This is a genomic window from Paralcaligenes ginsengisoli (assembly GCF_054781135.1).
The window spans coordinates 51,143-72,267 of record NZ_BAAGUZ010000015.1 but is presented as its reverse complement, the minus strand read 5'-3'; the positions used below and the strand labels follow the sequence as shown (position 1 = coordinate 72,267).

23 protein-coding genes are annotated in these 21,125 nt (G+C 58.7%); 20 read left to right on the top strand and 3 right to left on the bottom strand.

Features of this window, described 5'->3' with window-relative positions; all coding sequences use genetic code 11:
* Window positions 1-2 precede the first annotated feature (2 nt).
* Both murJ and rpsT read left to right on the top strand, forming a co-directional pair.
* Window positions 3-1,559, top strand: a complete 1,557-nt coding sequence (gene murJ, locus ACYVIS_RS09400) for a murein biosynthesis integral membrane protein MurJ (protein ID WP_232742839.1) — start codon at window positions 3-5, stop codon at window positions 1,557-1,559.
* A 91-nt stretch (window positions 1,560-1,650) separates the two neighbouring features.
* Window positions 1,651-1,914 (top strand): 30S ribosomal protein S20, encoded by a 264-nt coding sequence (gene rpsT / locus ACYVIS_RS09395; protein WP_232742838.1) that lies wholly within the window; start codon window positions 1,651-1,653, stop codon window positions 1,912-1,914.
* Window positions 1,915-2,077: 163 nt separating this feature from the next.
* Here the strand turns inward: rpsT and ACYVIS_RS09390 are convergent, their stop codons facing one another.
* The gene (locus ACYVIS_RS09390; protein ID WP_460873835.1) at window positions 2,078-2,389 is read right to left on the bottom strand and encodes a DUF3579 domain-containing protein; all 312 of its coding nucleotides are present in this window, start codon (window positions 2,387-2,389) and stop codon (window positions 2,078-2,080) included.
* Between the two features lie 149 nt (window positions 2,390-2,538).
* On the opposite strand from ACYVIS_RS09390, the gene argF reads away from it, so the two are divergent.
* The 6 genes from argF to selD all read left to right on the top strand — a co-directional run bounded on the left by argF (window position 2,539) and on the right by selD (window position 7,538).
* On the top strand, window positions 2,539-3,486 hold the full coding sequence (gene argF / locus ACYVIS_RS09385; RefSeq protein ID WP_232742836.1) for an ornithine carbamoyltransferase: 948 nt from the start codon (window positions 2,539-2,541) through the stop codon (window positions 3,484-3,486).
* Complete coding sequence (locus ACYVIS_RS09380; protein ID WP_232742835.1) at window positions 3,483-4,112, top strand: LysE family translocator; 630 nt, start codon at window positions 3,483-3,485, stop codon at window positions 4,110-4,112. Before argF ends, ACYVIS_RS09380 begins: the two co-directional genes overlap by 4 nt.
* Window positions 4,113-4,213: 101 nt before the next feature.
* The gene (locus ACYVIS_RS09375) at window positions 4,214-4,675 is read left to right on the top strand and encodes a GNAT family N-acetyltransferase (protein WP_232742834.1); all 462 of its coding nucleotides are present in this window, start codon (window positions 4,214-4,216) and stop codon (window positions 4,673-4,675) included.
* A gap of 54 nt (window positions 4,676-4,729) precedes the next feature.
* Window positions 4,730-5,383, top strand: a complete 654-nt coding sequence (locus tag ACYVIS_RS09370; protein WP_232742833.1) for a glutathione S-transferase family protein — start codon at window positions 4,730-4,732, stop codon at window positions 5,381-5,383.
* On the top strand, window positions 5,380-6,489 hold the full coding sequence (gene mnmH / locus ACYVIS_RS09365) for a tRNA 2-selenouridine(34) synthase MnmH (RefSeq protein WP_460873834.1): 1,110 nt from the start codon (window positions 5,380-5,382) through the stop codon (window positions 6,487-6,489). Before ACYVIS_RS09370 ends, mnmH begins: the two co-directional genes overlap by 4 nt.
* Window positions 6,486-7,538, top strand: coding sequence for a selenide, water dikinase SelD (gene selD / locus ACYVIS_RS09360; protein ID WP_460873833.1), 1,053 nt, complete (start codon window positions 6,486-6,488; stop codon window positions 7,536-7,538). Before mnmH ends, selD begins: the two co-directional genes overlap by 4 nt.
* 81 nt (window positions 7,539-7,619) lie before the next feature.
* Here the strand turns inward: selD and ACYVIS_RS09355 are convergent, their stop codons facing one another.
* On the bottom strand, window positions 7,620-8,345 hold the full coding sequence (locus tag ACYVIS_RS09355; RefSeq protein WP_232742830.1) for a haloacid dehalogenase type II: 726 nt from the start codon (window positions 8,343-8,345) through the stop codon (window positions 7,620-7,622).
* Between the two features lie 238 nt (window positions 8,346-8,583).
* On the opposite strand from ACYVIS_RS09355, the gene ACYVIS_RS09350 reads away from it, so the two are divergent.
* From ACYVIS_RS09350 to ACYVIS_RS09330, 5 genes are all read left to right on the top strand, one after another.
* Window positions 8,584-9,972 carry an ABC transporter substrate-binding protein gene (locus tag ACYVIS_RS09350; protein WP_232742829.1) on the top strand — a complete coding sequence of 463 codons (1,389 nt, stop codon included), beginning with the start codon at window positions 8,584-8,586 and terminating at the stop codon, window positions 9,970-9,972.
* A gap of 65 nt (window positions 9,973-10,037) precedes the next feature.
* Window positions 10,038-11,072 carry an ABC transporter ATP-binding protein gene (locus ACYVIS_RS09345; protein WP_232742828.1) on the top strand — a complete coding sequence of 345 codons (1,035 nt, stop codon included), beginning with the start codon at window positions 10,038-10,040 and terminating at the stop codon, window positions 11,070-11,072.
* Entirely contained in the window at window positions 11,069-11,995 is a 927-nt protein-coding gene (locus tag ACYVIS_RS09340; protein ID WP_232742827.1) for a carbohydrate ABC transporter permease, read from the top strand. The genes ACYVIS_RS09345 and ACYVIS_RS09340 overlap by 4 nt, the downstream gene beginning before the upstream one ends.
* Before the next feature lie 7 nt (window positions 11,996-12,002).
* Window positions 12,003-12,851, top strand: a complete 849-nt coding sequence (locus ACYVIS_RS09335; RefSeq protein WP_232742826.1) for a carbohydrate ABC transporter permease — start codon at window positions 12,003-12,005, stop codon at window positions 12,849-12,851.
* Between the two features lie 128 nt (window positions 12,852-12,979).
* The gene (locus ACYVIS_RS09330) at window positions 12,980-13,243 is read left to right on the top strand and encodes a DUF2249 domain-containing protein (RefSeq protein WP_232742825.1); all 264 of its coding nucleotides are present in this window, start codon (window positions 12,980-12,982) and stop codon (window positions 13,241-13,243) included.
* Window positions 13,244-13,320: 77 nt separating this feature from the next.
* Here the strand turns inward: ACYVIS_RS09330 and ACYVIS_RS09325 are convergent, their stop codons facing one another.
* Window positions 13,321-14,187, bottom strand: a complete 867-nt coding sequence (locus ACYVIS_RS09325; RefSeq protein ID WP_232742824.1) for a pirin family protein — start codon at window positions 14,185-14,187, stop codon at window positions 13,321-13,323.
* Between the two features lie 393 nt (window positions 14,188-14,580).
* Here ACYVIS_RS09325 and ACYVIS_RS09320 point away from each other — a divergent pair, with 393 nt between their 5' ends.
* The 7 genes from ACYVIS_RS09320 (at window position 14,581) to mnhG (ending at window position 21,104) form a co-directional block, all read left to right on the top strand.
* The gene (locus ACYVIS_RS09320) at window positions 14,581-14,991 is read left to right on the top strand and encodes a hypothetical protein (RefSeq protein ID WP_370635926.1); all 411 of its coding nucleotides are present in this window, start codon (window positions 14,581-14,583) and stop codon (window positions 14,989-14,991) included.
* 148 nt (window positions 14,992-15,139) lie between these two features.
* Entirely contained in the window at window positions 15,140-18,049 is a 2,910-nt protein-coding gene (locus tag ACYVIS_RS09315) for a monovalent cation/H+ antiporter subunit A (RefSeq protein WP_232742823.1), read from the top strand.
* Window positions 18,049-18,393, top strand: a complete 345-nt coding sequence (locus tag ACYVIS_RS09310) for a Na+/H+ antiporter subunit C (protein WP_232742822.1) — start codon at window positions 18,049-18,051, stop codon at window positions 18,391-18,393. The genes ACYVIS_RS09315 and ACYVIS_RS09310 overlap by 1 nt, the downstream gene beginning before the upstream one ends.
* Window positions 18,390-20,027: a monovalent cation/H+ antiporter subunit D gene (locus ACYVIS_RS09305; RefSeq protein WP_232742821.1), complete on the top strand. Its 1,638-nt coding sequence runs from the start codon at window positions 18,390-18,392 to the stop codon at window positions 20,025-20,027. The genes ACYVIS_RS09310 and ACYVIS_RS09305 overlap by 4 nt, the downstream gene beginning before the upstream one ends.
* Window positions 20,024-20,506 (top strand): Na+/H+ antiporter subunit E, encoded by a 483-nt coding sequence (locus ACYVIS_RS09300; protein ID WP_232742820.1) that lies wholly within the window; start codon window positions 20,024-20,026, stop codon window positions 20,504-20,506. Before ACYVIS_RS09305 ends, ACYVIS_RS09300 begins: the two co-directional genes overlap by 4 nt.
* Window positions 20,503-20,784, top strand: a complete 282-nt coding sequence (locus tag ACYVIS_RS09295) for a K+/H+ antiporter subunit F (protein WP_232742819.1) — start codon at window positions 20,503-20,505, stop codon at window positions 20,782-20,784. Before ACYVIS_RS09300 ends, ACYVIS_RS09295 begins: the two co-directional genes overlap by 4 nt.
* Window positions 20,781-21,104 (top strand): monovalent cation/H(+) antiporter subunit G, encoded by a 324-nt coding sequence (mnhG, locus tag ACYVIS_RS09290; RefSeq protein ID WP_232742818.1) that lies wholly within the window; start codon window positions 20,781-20,783, stop codon window positions 21,102-21,104. The genes ACYVIS_RS09295 and mnhG overlap by 4 nt, the downstream gene beginning before the upstream one ends.
* Window positions 21,105-21,125 lie beyond the last annotated feature (21 nt).

The window sequence follows — 21,125 nt, the reverse complement described above, 5'->3', positions numbered from 1 at the left end:
TCATGAGCCTGCTCCGGTCAGCCGCCACAGTTAGCAGCTTTACCCTGTTTTCACGGATCACCGGCCTGATCCGTGATGTATTGATCGCCAGTGCTTTCGGGGCCGGCCCGCTCACCGACGCCTTCTGGGTCGCGTTTCGCATTCCCAATCTGCTGCGACGCCTCTTCGCCGAAGGAGCGTTCTCGCAGGCCTTTGTCCCCATCCTCGGCCAGGCACGCAACAAAAACTCGCACGAACAGGTACGCGTTCTGCTTGATCGTGTCGCCTTGCTGCTCACCGTTGCGCTGATGGCGGTTACCCTGCTCGGTATAGTTGGCGCCCCCTGGGTTGTCAGTGCCATGGCCAGCGGCATGCGCGGCGCGGCGCGGCAAACCGAATTTCAGGCCGCGGTCTGGATGACCCGGCTGATGTTCCCCTACATTGTGTGCATGTCGCTGGTGGCGTTCGCCTCGGGCGTGCTCAACACCTGGAGCCGTTTTGCCGTACCCGCGTTTACGCCGGTCCTGCTGAACTTCGCGATGATAGGGGCCAGCCTGTTTTTGACCCCATACTTCGACATCCCCATCTATGCCCTGGCCGCCGGAGTCATGATCGGCGGCCTGGCCCAATTGCTCGTGCAATGGGTGGCCCTGGCCAGGCTAGGCCTGTTGCCGCGCTATACACCCAGGGTACGGCAAGCCTGGCGGGACCCTGTGGTCAAGCGCATCATGCGGCAAATGCTGCCCGCTGTCCTCGGCGTCTCGGTGGCGCAGGTTTCCCTGTTGATCAATACCAATATCGCCACCTGGCTCACGCCGGGAAGCGTTACCTGGTTATCGTTTGCCGATCGCCTGATGGAATTTCCAACGGCGCTGCTGGGCGTGGCCCTGGGCACGGTCCTGCTGCCCAGTTTGTCGGCAGCCCATGCCCGGCAGGATCATCTGGGCTATAGCGCCCTGCTCGACTGGGGCTTGCGCCTGGTATTGCTGCTGGGCCTGCCTGCGGCCCTGGGCATGGCGCTGCTTTCCGATGGACTGGTTGCCACCCTGTTCAATTACGGGGCCTTCAACGGCCACGACGTCCTGCAAACACGCATGGCCGTCATGGCCTACTCCGTGGGCCTGATCGGACTGCTGTCAATCAAGATCCTGGCCCCGGGTTTTTACGCCAAGCAAGACATACGCACCCCCGTCAAGATTGCCGTATTCGTACTGGTCCTGACCCAGATTTTCAACCTGATTTTTGTACCGCGGCTGGCGCATGCCGGGCTGGCCCTGTCGATAGGCCTGGGAGCCACCGTCAACGCCCTGTGCCTGCTCGTCATTTTGCATCGTCGCAAGGTGTATCAGCCCGGCAGGGGCTGGGGCCGTTTTGCGCTGAGAATAATTCCAGCCCTGGCCGCCCTGACTGCGGGTCTGCTCGTCGTCAATCACAGCATCGACTGGGTCGCCCTGGCCCCCCACCCGGGGCGCAGGGTACTCTGGCTGGCCGGGGTCTTGCTCGGCAGCGGCCTGCTATATTTTGGAACCTTGCTGGCATGCGGCTTTCGACCGCGCGATTTTACACGGCGGCATCGGTAGCCTGTGCTTATGTGCTGCTTTACATAAAAAGCCTGCTCATATATAATAGCTGTCTTTGCTGAATTAAACCAATATTTAAGTAAGTAACAATATGGCCAATACTGCCCAAGCTCGTAAGCGTGCCCGCCAATCGGTTGAGCGCAACAAACACAACGCCAGCCTGCGTTCCATGCTGCGCACCTCGATCAAGCGTGTGCGTCAAGCCATTGCCGCGGGCGACAAAGCCGTTGCCGGCGAGGTTTTCCAGAAAGCCAGCAGCGTTATCGATCGCATTGCCGACAAGAACATCATTCACAAAAACAAGGCTGCTCGCCACAAGAGCCGGCTTGCAGCCGCTGTTAAAGCGCTGGCCTGATCGGTTTCCGGTTTAAAAAGCAAAGCATACTGGCCGAGTTTCCGCTCGACAGAAAAAAAGACGCTCCGGCGTCTTTTTTTTGCCTTGAATGTTCTGCCCTGGAGGCGACGGCCGCGCAACGGATAGTCCGGCCAGGCGGCATGTCTTGCCGCGAGCCGCGCCCCTATTGCGCCGAAGGAGGCTCCTGGATCTGTTTTTCGCTGGTCTGCAACTGGTTATCCTGCGCAAATTCGCAGGCGAATTTCCACGCCAGGGGCTCGAGTTCGCGCAGGCGCAGATCGACCACCACACAGCGCACGCCGTCGATCAATGTCGGCAAGGCGTAGGGCGAATAAGTCAGGTGCCCCCCCACGCAGCCGGCCGGGCGAAACTGCGACAACACGCCGGCCAAGCGTTCGGCCCAGTCGCTGGGACGAAAAGATTGACCAGTCAGAGTAATGCCGTGAATAATGAATTGTTGCACAATAGCTGTCATAGACTTCCGCGGACGGATTGTACCCAATTTAAGCGTACCGAATTTCCCCTGCGCTGCGGATTGTATATGATTGATACTTTCCGACGATAAACTTTTATGGGCATTCCCGCATGGAACGCCGGCATAGGTTTTTTCTCCCAGGGTTCAACATGTCTTTCGTTACACCACAAACAGGTCCTCTCAGACATTTTCTGCAATTTCGCGATCTTTCCAAAGATGAAATTCACTACGTGCTGAATCGCGCCCGCCTCATCAAAGACAAATTCAAACGATACGAGCCGCACCATACTCTGCACGACCGGAATCTGGCCATGGTGTTTGAAAAGGCCAGCACCCGCACGCGCGTCTCCTTCGAAGCCGGCATGTACCAACTGGGAGGCTCAGTCATACACCTGACCACCGGCGACTCGCAACTAGGGCGCGCCGAGCCTATCGAGGACACCGCAAGGGTTATTTCACGCATGGTCGATCTGATCATGATCCGCACCTTCGAACAAACCCGCATCGAACGCTTTGCATCTCATTCCCGCGTGCCCGTCATCAACGGCCTGACCAACGAATACCATCCCTGCCAGATCCTGGCCGATATTTTTACCTTTATCGAACACCAGGGCTCGATCGAAAACAAGGTCGTGGCCTGGATCGGCGACGCCAACAATATGGCCTACACGTGGCTGCAGGCCGCCGAAATACTCGGCTTTCGCCTGCATGTCTCGGCCCCCAGCGGCTATCGGCTGGATCCCGAACGCATAGGGCAGCCATCCGATGCCATACTGCGTGAATTCAACGACCCTATGGAAGCCTGCCGTGGCGCGCACTTGGTCACCACCGACGTGTGGACCAGCATGGGCTACGAAAACGAGAACGAAGAACGCCGCCTCGCCTTCGCCGACTGGTGTGTCGATGCCGACATGATGTCCCAGGCCGACCCGCAAGCCGTCTTCATGCACTGCCTGCCGGCCCACCGCGGCGAAGAAGTAACGGGCGACGTCATCGACGGGCCTCAAAGCGTGGTTTGGGACGAAGCCGAAAACCGCTTGCATGTGCAAAAAGCCCTGATGGAATTTTTACTTCGCGGCCAGGTGGCGCAAGCATGATTCTGGAAACCTGGCTGGCACTGGCGGCCACCTCCGCCGTCCTGCTCTTTATCCCGGGGCCCACCGTACTGCTGATGGTTTCGTACGCGCTCGGCCAGGGATGGCGGCCAGTGCTGCCTCTGGTTGCGGGCATCCTGCTGGGCGACGTAACCGCCATGACCTTGTCGCTGCTTGGCGTGGGAGCCTTGCTCGCGGCCTCCGCGACTCTGTTCACCGTTCTGAAATGGACCGGTGCCGCATACCTGGCCTGGCTGGGACTCAAACTCTGGAAGGCCAGCGGCACACTCGAGGCCCGGCCCTGCACCGAAGCAAGCTCTAGCGCCAGAATGTTCGGCCACGGATGGATAGTAACGGCACTGAACCCGAAGTCCGTCACTTTCTTCATCGCCTTCCTGCCCCAGTTTTTCGACCACCGCAGCGCCTTTCTGCCACAACTGCTGATCACCGAAGCGACATTCCTGACACTGGCCTTCTGCTCGTTGATCACCTACACATTCATCGCCACGCGCGCGCGCCGCTTCATGCACAACGCCAAAACGATCAGCGCCATCAACAAAACCAGCGGAACCCTGCTTATCGCCGCCGCCGTTGCAAGCGCCACATTGCAAACTACCGCCCGGACCTGAGGACCGCACATGTCCGGCACCTATCCCTTGCGTGAAGCCAGACACTTGCAGTATCCCGCTTGCCCGCGCCGGGCCCGGATTCAACATTGGGAGTAAGCACCATGTCAGACACGATTCATGTCCGGCCCGTCCTCGCATCCGATTTCCCCGCCTGGTCGGAACTCTGGGACGGCTATAACGCATTCTACGGACGCGCCGGCCCCACCGCTCTGGCCGCGCATGTCAGCCGAATGACCTGGTCGCGCTTTTTCGACGCCTACGAGCCCATGCACGCACTGGTCGCGGAATGCAACGGCTCGCTGCTTGGCCTGGTTCATTATCTGTTCCATCGAAATACGATCACAATAGAACCAACGTGCTATCTGCAGGATTTATTCACGGCCGAAGGCGCGCGAGGCAAAGGAATCGGGCGAGCATTGATCAACGCGGTCTACGATCGCGCAAAAGCGGCGGGATCGACGCGCGTGTACTGGCAGACGCACGAAACCAATGCAAGGGCAATGAAGCTGTATGATGCGCTTGCCGAAAAACCCGGATTCGTTATATACCGGAAAGCGCTATAAGCAGATCCGCCAGGCACGACACGCCCCATCGACACGAGAACAAAGACCCGACACATGTATCAGCTTTATTACCATCCGGGAAACGCCAGCCTGGCGCCCCATGTAGTGCTTGAAGAAATCGGTGCTCCCTACGAGCTGCTGTTTGTCGACCGTGCCAACAATCAGCACAAAAGCCCGGAATACCTGAAGCTCAACCCAAGCGGGCGCATCCCTGTGCTGATCGATGGCGATTTGGTGCTTTACGAGACGGCCGCCATTTGTTTGCACCTGGCCGACCATCACCCGCAGGCAAAACTGATGCCGCCGCCCGGCAGCGCGCAGCGCTCGGAATGTTATAAGTGGCTGATGTATCTCGCCACCACCCTGCAGGCCGAATTGATCAGCTATTTCTATCCGGAGCGGCTGATCGATGATGCGGCGGGCGCAGCCCAGGTCAAGCAGCATGCCGAAACCAGGGTCGGCCAAATGCTGGACATCATCGAGGCCGAACTGGCCTCGCAAAATCGCGACTATCTCGCCGGAAACAATTACAGCCTAGCGGATATTTACCTCATGATGCTCTGCCGCTGGACCAGGGGAATGTCCCATCCGGCAGTCAAGCGCCCTCGCCTGGGCGAATACCTGGAACGGATTGCGGCCAGGCCGTCAGTCCGGCGTACGTTCGCCGACGAAGGCATCAAAGCCCCCTTCTTTGCAGTTTCAAATTGAAAACCCTGCTCGCCCCGCTGTCCCGGCTCGCCGATTTCGACGAAATCGTCGATGTCCGGACACCGCTGGAATATGCCGACGACCACATACCCGGCGCAATCAACGCGCCGGTATTGAGCAACGAGGAGCGGGTCGTCATCGGCACCATGTACCGGCAGGTGTCGCCCTTCGAAGCCACGCGGCTGGGCGCCGCCCTGGTCGCCAAAAATATAGGCCACCATCTGGAAACGCTGTTTGCCGACAAACCGCGCCAGTGGCGTCCGCTGATCTACTGCTGGCGCGGCGGCAAGCGTTCCGGTTCCATGACGACCTGGTTCAACATGATAGGCTGGCAGGCACGGCAACTCGAAGGTGGCTATAAAACCTATCGCCGCTGGGTCCTCGATTCGCTGGAAAGCCTGCCGGCCCGCTTTCAGTACCGCGTCCTTACAGGACACACCGGCACGGGCAAGACCCGCTTGCTGCAAGCGCTGGGTCAGGCAGGCGAACAAGTGCTGGATCTGGAGCATCTGTCTCGCCATCGCGGCTCGCTGCTGGGCGCGCTGCCAGGCCACAAGCAGCCATCGCAAAAACGTTTCGAGTCGGATTTGACATCCGCCCTCAGTCATTTCGACCCCGCACGGCCGGTATTCGTGGAAGCGGAAAGCTCCCGTATCGGCGTAATCAGCGTGCCCCGGCCGCTGCTCGACGCCATCCATCGCGGCGCCTGCATCGAAGTCGAAGCATCCATTGAAGACCGCATCACCTTCCTGCTGCAGGACTACTCGCATCTGTTCGACGAGCCGGAACACTTCAAACAACTGCTGGACCGGCTTGCCGGCCTGCACAGCAAGCAGACTATCCAGCACTGGCATCAGTTGATCGACAGCGGCGCCCGTGCGCAATTGTTCGGCGAACTGGTGGAACAGCACTACGACCCCGCTTATGCGCGCAGCAGCCATGCGCATTTTCAGGAAATCAGCCGCGCGCTGCCTTTCATCTTCAGGCCCAATGGAGTCGACGGCCTGCCACAGGCCCGGCTGCTACTTCAACAAATTACGGCAGCCCACGCGGGCGATGCGCCTTGCGCGCCCGCGGATGCTGCATGCGGAAAGCTCACACCATGACCACGACCTCTATTCCCCCCCGCCTGACCGAACTGTCTCACGGAGGCGGCTGCGGCTGCAAGATTGCGCCGGGCGTACTGGCCGACTTGCTCAAGAACATGCCGGCCCTGCGGGGATTTCCCGATTTGCTGGTAGGCACGGAAAGCTCGGACGACGCGGCGGTGTATCGTCTCAATGACGAGCAGGCTATCGTGGCAACGACCGATTTTTTCATGCCCATCGTCGACGATCCTTATGATTTCGGCCGGATTGCCGCCGCCAACGCACTCTCGGACATCTATGCCATGGGCGGCAAACCCATACTTGCATTGGCCCTGGTGGGCATGCCCATCAATGTACTGCCTCACGACACGATAGCCCGCATACTGGAAGGCGGTTCGGCAATCTGCGCCAGTGCGGGCATTCCGATAGCCGGCGGGCATTCGATAGATTCGGTCGAACCGATATACGGGCTGGCCGCGCTCGGCCTGGTGCACCCGCAACGGATCGTCCGCAATACCGGCGCTCGTCCGGGCGACGTGCTGGTACTTGGCAAACCCCTGGGTGTAGGCGTACTGTCGGCGGCACTGAAGAAAAATCTTCTCGGCAAGGCCGGCTACGAAGCCATGATTGCCGCCACCACACAATTGAACCGGCCCGGCACGCCGCTTGCCGCCCTGCCCGATGTGCATGCCATGACGGACGTCACCGGCTTCGGGCTGCTGGGCCACTTGCTGGAGCTGTGCCGCGGCGCAGGCTTGACGGCACACATTCGCTATGCCGACCTGCCCTGGCTCGATGGCGTGCGTGAGTTTGTCGATGCCGATATATATACCGGCGCGTCAGGCCGCAATTGGGCATCCTACGGCAGCGACGTCGAACTGGACAAGAGCCTGCCGGCCACTGCCCGCACCTTGCTGGCCGACCCCCAAACTTCGGGAGGCTTGCTGGTTTCGTGCACACCTTCGGCCGTGAACCACGTGCTGGATATATTCCACAACGACGGTTTTGAACGTGCGACCGTGATCGGCTCAATGGCCGCAGGCGAGCCTCGGATCGTTGCCGCATGACAAAGCGGCAACGATCCGCACCACTCCCGGCTTTTTGATAATGCAGGCAAGTTAAAGCCGCTGTGCCGTTTTTTTACTTGCTCAATGGCCGCCTGCCAGCAATATATCCGCAAGCTGGTCTATGCCGCCCACGGCTAGGTCCCAGTCCTCTTCGGCATTCAGATCTTTTTTCTGATCCGGGCCATATTCCGTTGGCCGGTTGATGTAGGCGGTACGCATGCCGTGCAGGCGGCCATGCCGCAGGTCGTTGTTATGGGCCGCCACAAGCATGACTTCGTGCGGCCGCAGGTCGAAAAAGGCTTGCACGCCCAGATAGATTTCAGGATCAGGCTTGAAATGCCGCACCACATCGGCGGAAAAAACGGCATCCCAGGGGATTTCGCCATGTTTGGCCATACCGACCAGGCATGCAACGCTGCCGTTGGAAAAAGTGGAGATAATATAACGCCGCTTCAGGCGCGTAAGCCCCGGCACGCTGTCCGGCCAGGGGTTCAACCGATGCCATACTTTATTTACATGCTGTATTTCGGTTTCGGACAGGCCCGAAAGCCCAAAATCTCCAAGCAATTCATTCAAGCGCTCACGGTGCAGGACATCGATATTTGCCCAAACCCGCCTGCCGCTGCGCACACCATCCATGGCCGGCACATACCCCGCGCGCCAGGCGTCGGCAAAGGCCAGCCAATCGGCCTGGATACCCTTCGCCGCACCGAATTCGGCCATTTCGCGGGCAATGGATGCGCGCCAATCCACTACCGTGCCAAATGTATCGAAAACCAATGCCTTGACTGATTCAATACCCACCATGCCCTCCTGGCGCTATGCCGATCAAGAAAAATTTCGGAGACTGCTGCCGCGATGGTTCGACAAATCCGCCGCTTGCCAGCAATCTCATATAAAACAGATACGATTCATAACGAAATAAATAGAATTTTCTATTTACTTTTTATTTACTTTGTGTAAGTAAAAGTTTTAACATAAAGAAAGCGGGCCATCGCCGCTCCCCTCATGACGAAGCCTGCATCTCTTTACTTAGGAGACAGCCATGGCTAACGATACACAAAAAGGCTGTACACGACAGAATACCTCTGCCCAGCCTGTCCGGACCAATTTGCATAGGCGACACATTCTCCAGGCCGTGGGCGCGGCCGGATTGGCTACCAGCATCGGTCCCTTCTTTTTCATCAACAAGACTTATGCGGCAAACCGCAGCCTGAAAATACTTCAGTGGAATCACTTCGTGCCCGCTTACGATCAGTGGTTCGACAACACCTACGTGAAGGAGTGGGGTCAAAAAAACGATACCAGTGTCATTGTGGATCACGTTGGCATCCCGGCATTGAGCACCCGCGCAGCGGCGGAAGTGTCGGCGCAAAAAGGGCATGACCTGTTCATGTTCCTGTCGCCACCGCCTGTCTATGAAGACCAGGTCATCGATCATCGGGAAATCTACGAGGAATGCGAACGCAAACACGGCAAACCGGTGGACCTGGCCGTCAAGAGCACCTACAACCCGAAGACCAAAAAATATTTTGCTTTTTCCGACAGTTTCGTACCCGACCCGGTCAATTACCGCAAGGACCTGTGGGACGATGTCGGCATGGCAGCCCCGAACAGCTGGGATGATGTATTGACCGCCGGACGCAAGATCAAGCAGAAGCACAATATCCCCGTTGGAATCGGCCTATCGGCCGAGCTCGATACCGCGATGGCAATGCGCACTGTGCTGTTCGCCTTCGGCGGATCCGTACAGGATGAACATGGCACGGTGATACTGAACTCCAAGCAGACCCTGGAAGCGATCAAGTTCGTCAAGGCCTTGTATCACGACACGATGACCGCCCAGGTCCTGGCCTGGGATGCCTCTTCCAACAACCGCGCCATGCTGGCTGGCAAAATCTCGCTCTGCCTCAACGCTATTTCGGTAACCCGGGAAGGTGAAAACAAGAACATCCCGATCACGCCGAAAATCCAGCTGACGCAAGCCCTGCAAGGCCCGGGACGGCGTATCGGCATGGAACACGTCATGGATTGCTATGTGATCTGGAAATTCGCCGAGAATATCGACGGGGCCAAGAAATTTCTGGTGGACTACATCGACAATTTCCGGCAAGGCTTTCTAGGAAGCCAGTTTTACAATTTTCCCAGTTTTCCCAGTACCGTGCCGGATCTCGAAAAACTGATTGCCGACGACCCCAAAGCCCAACCCCACGACAAATACAAAATACTGGGCACACTGATGCATCAGGCCACCAATGTAGGTTATCCGGGATATGCCAATGCGGCTACGGACGAGATTTTCAATACCTGGGTGCTCAATACCATGTTCGCAAAGGCGGCCACCGGGAACGAAACACCCGAGAATGCCTTGAAGCAGGCCGAAGCAAGCTGCAAGCGCATATTCGCCAAATGGCACGAGCGCGGCATGGTGTGAGCAAGCGCGCCGATGGGGCCAAGGCTTTAGCTCAAGCCTGAACGCCTACGCGAGAACCAAGAATAATGGCCACTGTAGAAACCCGCTCGCTCTCCAAACGCTTCGATGGCGGCAATGCCGTCGACAGCATTGACCTTGCGGTACGCGAAGCCGAATTCCTGGTGCTGCTGGGGCCGTCGGGATCGGGAAAAACGACGCTGCTGCGCATGATCGCCGGGCTGGAGACCCCCACGTCCGGCGATATTCTGGTCAATGAATGCAATGTCACCGACTTGCCGCCCAGAGCCCGCAACATGGCCATGGTATTTCAAAGCTATGCACTGTACCCGCACCTTACCGTGTACCGCAATATCGCCTTTCCCCTGCAGGCACAAGGTGCGCCACGCGACACCATCAACGGCAAAGTCGAACAGGCGGCAAGCATGTTCGGCATCAGCCACTTGCTCTTGCGCAAACCGCGTCAATTATCCGGCGGAGAACGCCAGCGGGTCGCGCTGGCGCGCGCGGTGGTACGCGAACCCGTGGTCTTTCTGCTGGATGAACCCCTGTCCAATCTGGACGCGAAATTACGGATCTCGGCGCGCGACGAACTGCAGCAGTTTCAACGCAGGCTGAAAACGACCACCATCTATGTCACTCACGACCAGACGGAAGCGCTGGGCCTGGGCGACCGCATTGCCATTCTGGATCATGGCCGCATTCTCCAGCTCGGCTCTCCGCATGATGTCTACGAACATCCCGCCAACACCTTTGTCGCGACCTTTATCGGCTCGCCGCCCATGAACCTGATAACCGAAGCCGACAAGCCGACGACCGGCTTTCGTCCTGAACACTTCCTGCCACGCGAGGCCTACCCGGTCGACGCAGCCACAAACACGTTTCCATTGCATGTCACCCGCATAGAAAACCTGGGCTCGGACCGTTTGGTCTACGGCGTACTGGATTCGCCTCTGCCCCAGGTCAAAGTCATTTCACGCATCCCCTGCACAGTCGAGACCTCGGTCGAGGCTGGCGCGCGCTACACATTCGCCGTGCGCCGCCGGGACCTGCGATGGTTCGACCCGAAATCGGGACTGAACCTGGGAGAAAATCCGGCATGAACCAGGCCCACGCCATGCCCGCGCCGCGCATAAAACGCCATCTGCTCGAAGACGACAAATGGCTGGGCCGCTGCATGCTTGCTCCTGCAATCGTCTACATTACGCTGCTGGTCGGTTTCCCATTCCTGCTGTCGATTTACTACAGCCTGTCGGACGCCACAGTCGGCACCCACGCGCTGCATTTTGTCGGCCTGGAAAACTTCCGGCGCGTCATGGACAGCGACACCTTCTGGCGCTCGATGCGCAACACGCTGGTATTCACCCTGGCCTCGCAATTGCTGGTCGTGATCCTGGCCAAGATTCTGGCCATGGCCTTGTACCGCGACTTTCGCGGCAAATGGCTGGTGAGGCTGTTGATCCTGCTTCCCTGGGTGGCTCCGATTTCGCTGGGAACCATCGGATGGCTCTGGATCTTCGACCCGGTCTACAGCGTCATCAACCGGACTCTGCAAATGACCGGCCTGCTGAGTCCGAACGCGTGGCCCATCTGGCTGGGCCAGCCAGACCTGGCCATGATCTCGATCGTCATGGTGGATGTCTGGCGCCTGCTGCCTCTTGCGACTGTGATTATTCTGGCCGGCCTGAGCGGCATTCCTCAAGATATACACGATGCCGCAGCCATGGACGGGGCAGGCTTCTGGCGGCATCTGTTTCGCATCAACATCCCGCTGGTCATGCCCGTCATGCTGGTGGCCCTGCTGTTCGGGATCGTATTCACATTTACCGACATGATCATCATTTATGTCCTGACCCGCGGCGGCCCCTACGACACCACCCAGGTCCTGGCCAGCCTGGCCTTTTTCAGCGGAATACAGGGCGGCGACCTGGCCGAAGGCGCGGCCATATCGCTGTTCCTCTTTCCTTTGCTGGTGGCCGTCGTCGTGCTGTTGCTGACCATAGCGCGCCGCACCGAGGTAAGTTGATATGGCCATGACTGTGATCCACGCAAAACGCTGGGGTGCCCGAGCAGGCCATTTCGGCATCATTGCCGCCTTTGTGGCGTTTACCGCATTTCCCTTCTACTGGATGTTGATCACCACATTCAAAAGCACGCTGGACCTGGTCAATACGGCCAACAACCCGTTCATCTTCAATAGCGCTCCGACCCTGGACAATCTGCGAGTGCTGCTGTTCGACACGCAATACGTGCGCTGGATACTCAACACCCTGCTGGTCGGCGTTCTGGTAGTGATCATTACCCTGGTGCTGGCGGTGCCCGCGGGCTACAGCCTGGCACGCCTGTCCGGACGCTGGGGCAGGCAAATGGCCATCGGCATTTTCCTGACCTACCTGATACCGCCCACCATACTGTTCATTCCATTTTCGCGCATCGTCGGAGCGCTTGGCCTGCAGGATTCGCTCTGGTCGCTGGTTCTGGTCTACCCCAGCTTCACAGTGCCTTTCTGCACCTGGCTGATGATGGGATTTTTCAAGGCGGTTCCGCACGACATCGAAGAGGCCGCCATGATGGATGGCCTGAGCCGTTTTGGCGCGTTCCTGAAAGTTGTGGTGCCGCTATCGTCGGCAGGGATATTGACGGTGGTGATTTTCACCCTCACCCTGGTCATGCAGGAATTCATCTACGCGCTGACCTTCATAACCAGCTCGTCCAATTACACGGTCAGCGTGGGTGTGCCCACTTTTCTGGTGCGCGGTGATGTCTATTTCTGGGGATCGCTTATGGGAGCGTGCCTGATCGTCAGCATACCTATTGCCGTACTGTATAACTTCTTCGTGGACCGTTTCGTCGCAGGATTTACCGTCGGCGCCGTGAAATAGGCCTCCCGCACTGCCCCGCACAGCAGCCCTCTAACCCTTATTGACAATGTGGTTCAGGCCGCGTCCAAGGGTTCGGCTACCTATAATAAAAACTCTCATGCCTTTCAACCTGTTCAAGGACATCCATCGTGGCAAATGATTCCGCTATTCCCGTGTTCGCAGAAAACCTATACCCCTTTGACGCGCGCGGCGTTGCCAAGCGATTTCGTCATGCCGCAATTTTCGGCGCCCTATCGGCCTTGGGCCCGGGTGAAACCATGCGTTTTTGCAACGACCACAACCCACTGCCGCTGCTGTCGCAGATTGAAAGCCATTTCGGCGACAAGGTACAGATCAGCTATGTGTCGCGCGAGCCGGGCGAAATCGTGATCGACTTCCTGGTAACACGCTGATCAGTCCGCGCCGCGCGCTGTCGAACGCCCCCCCCGGAAGGTCGAGGGCGTTCGATTCACACAAAGCAAATACCTGTTCAGGCCGCCATCTGGCCAAAACGCCCGCTATTGAAATCCTCGATCGCCTGAACGATTTCATCGCGCGTATTCATGACAAATGGGCCATGGCCAAAAATGGGCTCGTCTATCGGTTCGCCGCTGAGCAACAGCATGCAGGCGTCGCTGTTGGCCTCAATCGACAACTCGGCGCCGGCACGATCGAACAACACCATCTGCGCCTCGCGGGCCACATGCTTGCCATTGACCTGCACGGTACCGTGCAGCACGACCACAGCCGCAACATGGCCGTCCGGCACATTCAGCGTAACGCTGCGCCCTTCAAGCAAACGCATATCCCAGACATTCATTGGCGTGAAAGTGTGCGCCGGCCCTTTGCTACCCTGATAGTCGCCGGCGATTACGCGCACGGTTCCCGCGCCTTCGGGCAAATTCACTAGCGGAATATCGCGATCAAGTATTCCCTGGTAGCCCGGAGCCGCCATTTTGTCTTTCGCAGGCAGATTGACCCACAACTGCACCATTTCCAGCGTTCCGCCCTTGCGAGTGAACTCTGTGGAGTGAAACTCCTCATGAAGAATGCCGGACGCCGCCGTCATCCATTGCACGTCGCCCGGGCCGATCACGCCGCCATTGCCTGTTGAATCGCGGTGCTCAACCTCGCCCTTGTAGACAATGGTGACTGTCTCGAAACCGCGATGGGGATGTTGCCCCACGCCACGAGGTGCAGCGGCCGGAGCAAACTCGGCCGGCCCGGCATAATCCAGCATGAGAAACGGGCTGGCCTGCTTTCCCAGCGAGTCATAGGCAAAAAGCGTGCGCACGGGAAAACCATCACCCACCCAGTGCGAACGGGGATTACCGTAAATACCTGACACTTTTTTCATATCTGCTCTCCAGTTCGACGCCTTAACCATAAAAGGCCTGTCTCGATACATCCATCATAAGAATAGAACGACTTCTTGAATAGATGGCAAAATCCCCACACATTGTTCTATAAATAGAACTATAGAAACCAGGATGTCGATAACCATGGCATCGGAATAATCGCATAAGCTCCATCACAAGACCCAATCTCGAATACCGGCATTGGCCCGACGAATCCGGCCTGCCTGCGGCGCGCCGGCCAGATTTCCGGCTTTCGGCGGGAATGCGCAGCCCCCCGTCCCGACAAATGTTTCTACCCTGGCTAGACAATCCATTAAGCCATGCGCAACAAATGGCTTTATACTAGACCAGCTAGTACCATTCAGCTTCTACAACACTTAAAAGGTGAAACCATGACTTTTCGTTTAACGAAATTTACCTGTCAAACCCTGGCTGCGTGTGCGATGACAGCAGGGTTGTTTTCATCAGTTGCTCTGGCGGCGGGCAATAAATCCAGTGCCGACATTCAGGCGCAATACCGGGCCGATGTCGCACATTGCAATAGCGGCCAGTCCACCCAAGGCCGGGCCACCTGCCTCAGGGAAGCCGGTGCCGCGCGCGAAGAGGCCTTGCGCAATCGCCTGGTTATGGGCAACGAAAATTACCAGCAGGACGCAAGCAATCGCTGCAAGTCCCTGCCTAGCGGCCAACAGCAGCAGGATTGCATGATGCAAATGTCCGGCCAGGACACCGTCACCAAAGGCAGTGTCGACAGCGGCGGCATTCTTAGAGAAACCACCATAACAGTGCCGGCCGGCCAATAGCATATCCAACGGTTCGCGGAACTGCCGTGAACTGTCTTTCAGGAGCGCCTCGACGCGACAATACGAGAAGAATTACCGGCAGGCCCCAGAAACGGAGCCAAGATATCGTACTATTGAGCCTGATTAATTCAGACTTTTGTAAGCATAGATGTCGCTGATTTTTATTCTCGCCTTGCCCTTCGCGGGCAGCCTGGTGGCAGCCCTGCTGCCATCCAATGCGCGCAATCTGGAGGCCTGGCTGGCTGGCTCAGTCGCTCTCGTTTGCGCCGCATTGGTCGCCTTTGAATTTCCGCAGATCGCCCAAGGCGGCGTTGTGAAATTCGTTATCCCCTGGATTCCCGCCCAGGGCATCGACATCGTGCTGCGCCTCGACGGTTATGCCTGGCTATTCGCCCTGCTCATCACCACCATGGGCGCCTTGGTCGTGCTGTATGCCCGCTATTACCTGTCTCCCCAAGACCCGGTACCGCGTTTTTTCTCTTTTTTCCTGATATTCATGGGCTCGATGCTGGGCCTGGTGCTATCGGGCAATCTCGTGCAACTGGTCATATTCTGGGAACTGACCAGCCTGTCTTCATTCATGTTGATTGCCTATTGGCATCACCGGCTCGACGCGCGGCGCGGCGCGCGCATGGCCTTCACCATTACGGCAGGCGGGGGCCTGTGCCTGCTGGCCGGCGTCCTTATGCTGGGTCATATCGCCGGCAGCTACGATCTCGATCAAGTGCTGGCGTCGGGCGATCTGGTGAGGCACCATCCATGGTATTCGACGATACTGATTCTGATTGCGCTGGGAGCCTTAAGCAAAAGCGCCCAATTTCCCTTCCATATCTGGCTGCCCAATGCCATGGCGGCCCCCACTCCCGTATCGGCCTATCTGCATTCGGCCACTATGGTGAAGGCAGGCGTATTTATACTGGCGCGTTTCTGGCCCGTCCTTTCCGGCACCGAAGAATGGTTCTGGATCATAGGCGGAGCCGGCCTGTTCTCTTTGGTCCTGGGTGCCTATGCCGCTACCTTCCAGCAGGACATGAAGGGCGTACTGGCCTACTCCACTATCAGCCACCTGGGCCTGATCACCCTGCTATTGGGCATGAACAGCAAGCTGGCGCTGGTGGCGGCCATTTTTCACATGGTCAATCACGCCACATTCAAGGCGTCCCTGTTCATGGCCGCCGGCATTGTCGACCACGAAACCGGCACGCGCGATCTGGGCCGCCTGTCGGGCCTGTATCGCAGCATGCCGATCACCGCCACACTGGCCATTGTGGCGGCCGCCTCCATGGCGGGCGTGCCGCTGCTTAACGGATTCATCTCCAAGGAAATGTTCTTCGCCGAAACGGTCTTCATCAGCGGCGACTGGATCAGGCAATTCGGCCTGCCCATTGCCGCGGTCATTGCCGGCGCATTCAGCGTCGCCTATTCCATCCGTTTCATCGCCCAGGTTTTCTTTGGGCCGCCGGCAGTCGATTTGCCGCATGCGCCTCACGAACCGCCGCGCTGGATGCTGCTGCCCAGCGCCTTGCTGGTATTGGCCTGCCTTCTTGTGGGAATGCTACCCGGCAAGACGCTGGGGCCTTTGCTGCACGCGGCAGTGTGGTCGATTCTTGGACAAGAGACTCCTCGTTACGACCTGGCCATCTGGCACGGATTCAATCTGCCGCTGGCCATGAGCTTCCTGGCTCTGGCCGGAGGGGTGGCCTTGCTGTGGCTGCTCGGCGCCAGATTGCAAGCCCGGCCAGGAAAAACGCCGCTCATCCATCGCATCGACGGCCGGCACATCTACGAAACCCTGATGGAACGCCTGGGCGAATCGGCCAATGCCGTGATGAACTGGATCTACTCGCCCTACCTCCAGCCCCAACTCCTGCTGGTCATCGTCGCCACCTTCTGCGTCGCCCTTTTGCCGCTGCTTGGGCAAACATGGTTAAGGCCGGAAATAGCAACGCCCATCGATCCTGCCTTTGCCCTGATGTGGGTGGTCGGCGCCGCCTGCGCAATCGGTGCAGCCCGCCAGGCAAAATACCACCGCCCCGCGTCCCTGGCGCTGGCGGGGGGCGCGGGCCTCATCACCAGCCTGACTTTTGTCTGGTATTCGGCCCCCGATCTTGCGCTGACTCAACTGGCCGTCGAAGTCGTCACGACGGTACTGATCCTGCTGGGCTTGCGCTGGCTGCCGCGCCGCATCGAAGAAAGCGGTACGCCGGCAAAAATAGCGCCGCATGCCCGCTGGCGCCGTTTTCGGGATTTGATGATTGCACTACTGGGCGGGGCCGGCCTGGCGGCCCTGGCCTATGCAGTCATGACCCGCACCGCAACCAGCACCACGGCAGCCTATTTCCTGAACAAAGCCTTGCCCGAAGGCGGCGGCACGAATGTCGTCAACGTGATTCTGGTGGATTTCCGCGGATTCGACACCTTGGGCGAAATTACCGTGCTGGGCATCGTGGCCTTGACCGTCTATGCACTGCTTCGGCGTTTCCGTCCGCCACCTGAGAGCATAGACATGCCGCAGCAGCAAAATCAGGAAGGAACCGCGCCGACCGAGCCGGATCCCGAAGCGCCGATTCCCCAGGGAGCTTTGAAGATACCCGCCGTGCTCGTGCGATTGCTCTTGCCCATAGCCGGCCTGATTTCTTTCTTTTTCCTGCTTCGCGGGCACAATCTGCCCGGAGGCGGGTTCGTGGGTGGGCTCATCATGGCCACAGCCATCATTTTGCAATACATGGTCGGCGGGGTCCTGTGGGTGGAGTCGCGCACACGCATACACCCGCAATACTGGATTGCCGTGGGCCTGCTGACCGCCGGGGCGGCGGCCATGTCCGCCTGGTGGTCCATGCGGCCCTTTCTTTCGGCGCGTTCATGGGAGCTGCTGCTGCCGCTCATCGGGCACATACATTTATCCACCGTTCTGTTTTTCGATATCGGGGTATACATGCTCGTGATCGGAGCCACTGTTCTGATCCTGCTGGTGCTGGCCCATCAATCGCTGCGGTTCCACCGCAAGCCGGCAGCGCCCGGCAGGCAAATTGCGCCGCCCGGCGCGGGGGCTGTGTGATGGAAATCGTTATCGCATTGGCCATAGGCGCGCTGGCGGGCTCGGGGATCTGGCTGCTGCTGCGTCCCCGTACCTTCCAGGTCATCATGGGCCTGTCCCTGCTTTCTTACGCGGTCAATCTTTTCATATTCAGCATGGGTCGACTAAGCCAGGGCAAACTGCCGGTCATCGATGCCGGCAAGGGGGTCGACCCAAGCCTTTATGCCGACCCTGTGCCGCAGGCTCTGATTCTAACGGCCATTGTTATCGGATTCGCCACCACCGCCCTGTTCCTGGTTGTCCTGCTGGCTTCGCGCGGCCTGACCGGGACCGATCATGTCGATGGCAGGGAGCCGCCACCATGAATGGCTGGCTGCAGCACTTGCCTATTTTCCCTGTCGCCGTCCCGCTCATGGCCGGCGCTCTCATGCTGCTGTTCAAGGAAACCCGGCGCCTGACGCGACTCGGCATAGGCCTGGTATCGGTCCTGATCCAGCTCGCGGCAGCCGTGGGACTTTTATGCCTGACGGCCGGAGCCGTACCGAATCTGTGGCCCGACGGCATAGGCGTGTATCTGCTTGGCGACTGGCCCGCGCAATTCGGCATCGTTGTGGTCGTCGACAGGCTTGCAGCCATCATGCTTACCCTGAGCGCCGTGCTGGGAACCGCTACGCTGGTTTATTCCAGTGTCCGCTGGGACCGTGCGGGCGTGCATTTTCATCCCCTGTTCCAGTTTCTGCTGATGGGGTTGAATGGCGCCTTCCTGACGGGCGACCTATTCAATCTGTTCGTTTTTTTCGAAGTATTGCTGGCAGCCTCTTACGGATTGATTCTGCACGGATCCGGGACGGCCCGCGTAACGGCCGGCCTGCACTATATCGCGGTCAATCTCGTGGCTTCGCTCATGCTGCTGATCGCAATTGCCCTGATATACGGCGTCACGGGCACGCTGAATATGGCGGACCTGGCGGTACAGGCCGGCCGGCTGGCAGGGCCGAACCGACGCCTCTTTGAAGTCGGAGCGGCGATCCTCGGCATGGCATTTCTCATCAAGGCGGCGGCATGGCCCCTGAATTTCTGGCTTCCTGCCGCGTATGCCAACGCATGCGCACCCGTGGCCGCCCTTTTTGCGATCATGACCAAAGTAGGCATTTATGCCTTGCTGCGACTCGGCTCTTTGCTGCTGCCCACCGGAGCGCCCGCCGCGTTCGGCGGCGACTGGATGTTTCCTGTGGGCTTGCTCACCCTGCTCTTTGGCACCGTGGGGCTATTGGCGGCACAACAAATAGGACGCCTGGCTGGATATTGCATCATCATTTCATCGGGCACCTTGCTGGCGGCGCTGGGCATGCCGGGTGTCACGCTGACCGGCCCCGCCTTGTTTTATTTGATCAACTCGGTACTCGCCCTGGGGGCCTTTTTCATGTTGATCGAAATGGTCGAGCGCACCCAGACATTCGGCGCCAACCTGCTGGCAGTCAGCCAGGAAGCCTTCGATCTGGACGATCCCGAACCTCCTGATCATTCAGACGAGGTTATCGGTGTCGCCATCCCCGCCGCGCTGGCCTTTCTGGGCCTGGCCTTTATTTGCTGCGCCGTGCTGATCATCGGCTTGCCGCCCTTATCCGGATTCGTCGCCAAGTTTTCGCTCCTGGCAGCCGCGCTCGATATGTCGAGCACCGGCATGCCCTCGTTCAATGCCTGGCTGCTTGTCATAGCGGTATTGGCTTCCAGCATGGCGGGGGTTGTCTCCCTGGGCCGCACAGGCATCCGCACTTTCTGGAGCACCGACGACGCAATTACCCCACGCCTGCATATCAGCGAAGCCGCTCCGGTAGCCGCATTACTCATGGCTTGCCTTGCCTTGGCCATCTGGGCAGGCCCGGCCAGCAGTTACCTGAACGATGCCGCACGCTCGCTCGACCGGCCTGAATCCTACATCGGCGCTGTACTTGCACAGCACACTCAGCGCGCACCGGCACATGGAGGCCAGCCATGAAACGCCTGCTGTATCGCCTGCTCATGCCTATATTTTTAACTGTCCTGTGGCTGGTGCTGAACGATACCTTGTCGTGGGAGCAGGTTTTGCTGGGCGCGACGCTCTCGATCATGCTGGTATGGGCCGGATCCCGATTACGCCCATTGCGGGCAAGGCCCAAGAAACCATTTGTCATGATCCGGCTGCTTTGCGCGGTCATCGCGGATATCACCCGATCCAATCTGGCGGTAGGACGGCTGGTCTGGACTGGAGCACCCGCCACACCGGGCTTTATCGACATTCCACTGGATATGCGCGACCCGCACGGCCTGGCAGCCCTGGCCTGCATCATCACCTATACGCCCGGCACCGTATGGGCCAGGCTTTCCGAAGGCGAAAACCTTCTGACGCTGCACGTGCTCGACCTCAAAGACGAGTCGCACTGGATCAGAACGATCAAGCAGCGCTATGAACATCCCCTGATGGAGATATTTGAATGAATACCGTACTTATCTGGGCAAGCACCTTTGCGCTGTACTGTTTTGCGCTGGGAATGATATGCGCGGCGATACGTCTGCTGCGCGGACCAACGGCCGAAGATCGTGTGCTGGCGCTCGACACCATGTATATCAACGGCATGCTGACCATTCTGGTGCTGGGCATCCGGTTTGGAACCAGCCTGTATTTCGACATAGCTTTGCTGATTGCGCTGTTCGGCTTTGTCGGGTCGGCCGCCATGGCCAAATTCCTGCTTCGCGGCGAGGTCATCGAGCCATGAATACACTGCCATTATGGGTATCGATTCCTGCTTCCATTCTGCTGGTGTCAAGTGGCATACTGGCCTTGACCGGCTCGCTGGGGCTGCTGCGATTCAAGAATTTTTATTCGCGCATTCATGCCCCCACCATGGGCAATACGCTGGGAACCATTGGAGTATTGCTGGCATCGATGCTGGTTTCTTCAAGCACAGCTCGACATCTGATACTGGATGAAATTCTGATCGTCCTGCTTCTGGTCATCAGTTCGCCGGTAACGGCCATACTTTTGATGCAGGCAGCCATTCGCCGCGATGCCCGCCGCAACCCGGGCGACACGTAATCCGGGCCACGGCGGCGAGCA

Excerpts from the sequence above, each read along its gene's own strand:
- ACYVIS_RS09345 (WP_232742828.1), top strand. The coding sequence starts at position 10,038 with ATGGCCACTGTAGAAACCCGCTCGCTCTCCAAACGCTTCGATGGCGGC.
- ACYVIS_RS09335 (WP_232742826.1), top strand. The coding sequence starts at position 12,003 with ATGACTGTGATCCACGCAAAACGCTGGGGTGCCCGAGCAGGCCATTTC.
- selD (WP_460873833.1), top strand. The coding sequence starts at position 6,486 with ATGACCACGACCTCTATTCCCCCCCGCCTGACCGAACTGTCTCACGGA.
- ACYVIS_RS09390 (WP_460873835.1), bottom strand. The coding sequence starts at position 2,389 with ATGACAGCTATTGTGCAACAATTCATTATTCACGGCATTACTCTGACT.
- mnhG (WP_232742818.1), top strand. The coding sequence starts at position 20,781 with ATGAATACACTGCCATTATGGGTATCGATTCCTGCTTCCATTCTGCTG.
- ACYVIS_RS09355 (WP_232742830.1), bottom strand. The coding sequence starts at position 8,345 with ATGGTGGGTATTGAATCAGTCAAGGCATTGGTTTTCGATACATTTGGC.
- ACYVIS_RS09300 (WP_232742820.1), top strand. The coding sequence starts at position 20,024 with ATGAAACGCCTGCTGTATCGCCTGCTCATGCCTATATTTTTAACTGTC.
- ACYVIS_RS09380 (WP_232742835.1), top strand. The coding sequence starts at position 3,483 with ATGATTCTGGAAACCTGGCTGGCACTGGCGGCCACCTCCGCCGTCCTG.
- ACYVIS_RS09370 (WP_232742833.1), top strand. The coding sequence starts at position 4,730 with ATGTATCAGCTTTATTACCATCCGGGAAACGCCAGCCTGGCGCCCCAT.
- ACYVIS_RS09340 (WP_232742827.1), top strand. The coding sequence starts at position 11,069 with ATGAACCAGGCCCACGCCATGCCCGCGCCGCGCATAAAACGCCATCTG.
- ACYVIS_RS09310 (WP_232742822.1), top strand. The coding sequence starts at position 18,049 with ATGGAAATCGTTATCGCATTGGCCATAGGCGCGCTGGCGGGCTCGGGG.
- rpsT (WP_232742838.1), top strand. The coding sequence starts at position 1,651 with ATGGCCAATACTGCCCAAGCTCGTAAGCGTGCCCGCCAATCGGTTGAG.
- argF (WP_232742836.1), top strand. The coding sequence starts at position 2,539 with ATGTCTTTCGTTACACCACAAACAGGTCCTCTCAGACATTTTCTGCAA.
- ACYVIS_RS09320 (WP_370635926.1), top strand. The coding sequence starts at position 14,581 with ATGACTTTTCGTTTAACGAAATTTACCTGTCAAACCCTGGCTGCGTGT.
- ACYVIS_RS09295 (WP_232742819.1), top strand. The coding sequence starts at position 20,503 with ATGAATACCGTACTTATCTGGGCAAGCACCTTTGCGCTGTACTGTTTT.
- ACYVIS_RS09315 (WP_232742823.1), top strand. The coding sequence starts at position 15,140 with ATGTCGCTGATTTTTATTCTCGCCTTGCCCTTCGCGGGCAGCCTGGTG.
- murJ (WP_232742839.1), top strand. The coding sequence starts at position 3 with ATGAGCCTGCTCCGGTCAGCCGCCACAGTTAGCAGCTTTACCCTGTTT.
- ACYVIS_RS09305 (WP_232742821.1), top strand. The coding sequence starts at position 18,390 with ATGAATGGCTGGCTGCAGCACTTGCCTATTTTCCCTGTCGCCGTCCCG.
- ACYVIS_RS09350 (WP_232742829.1), top strand. The coding sequence starts at position 8,584 with ATGGCTAACGATACACAAAAAGGCTGTACACGACAGAATACCTCTGCC.
- ACYVIS_RS09325 (WP_232742824.1), bottom strand. The coding sequence starts at position 14,187 with ATGAAAAAAGTGTCAGGTATTTACGGTAATCCCCGTTCGCACTGGGTG.
- ACYVIS_RS09375 (WP_232742834.1), top strand. The coding sequence starts at position 4,214 with ATGTCAGACACGATTCATGTCCGGCCCGTCCTCGCATCCGATTTCCCC.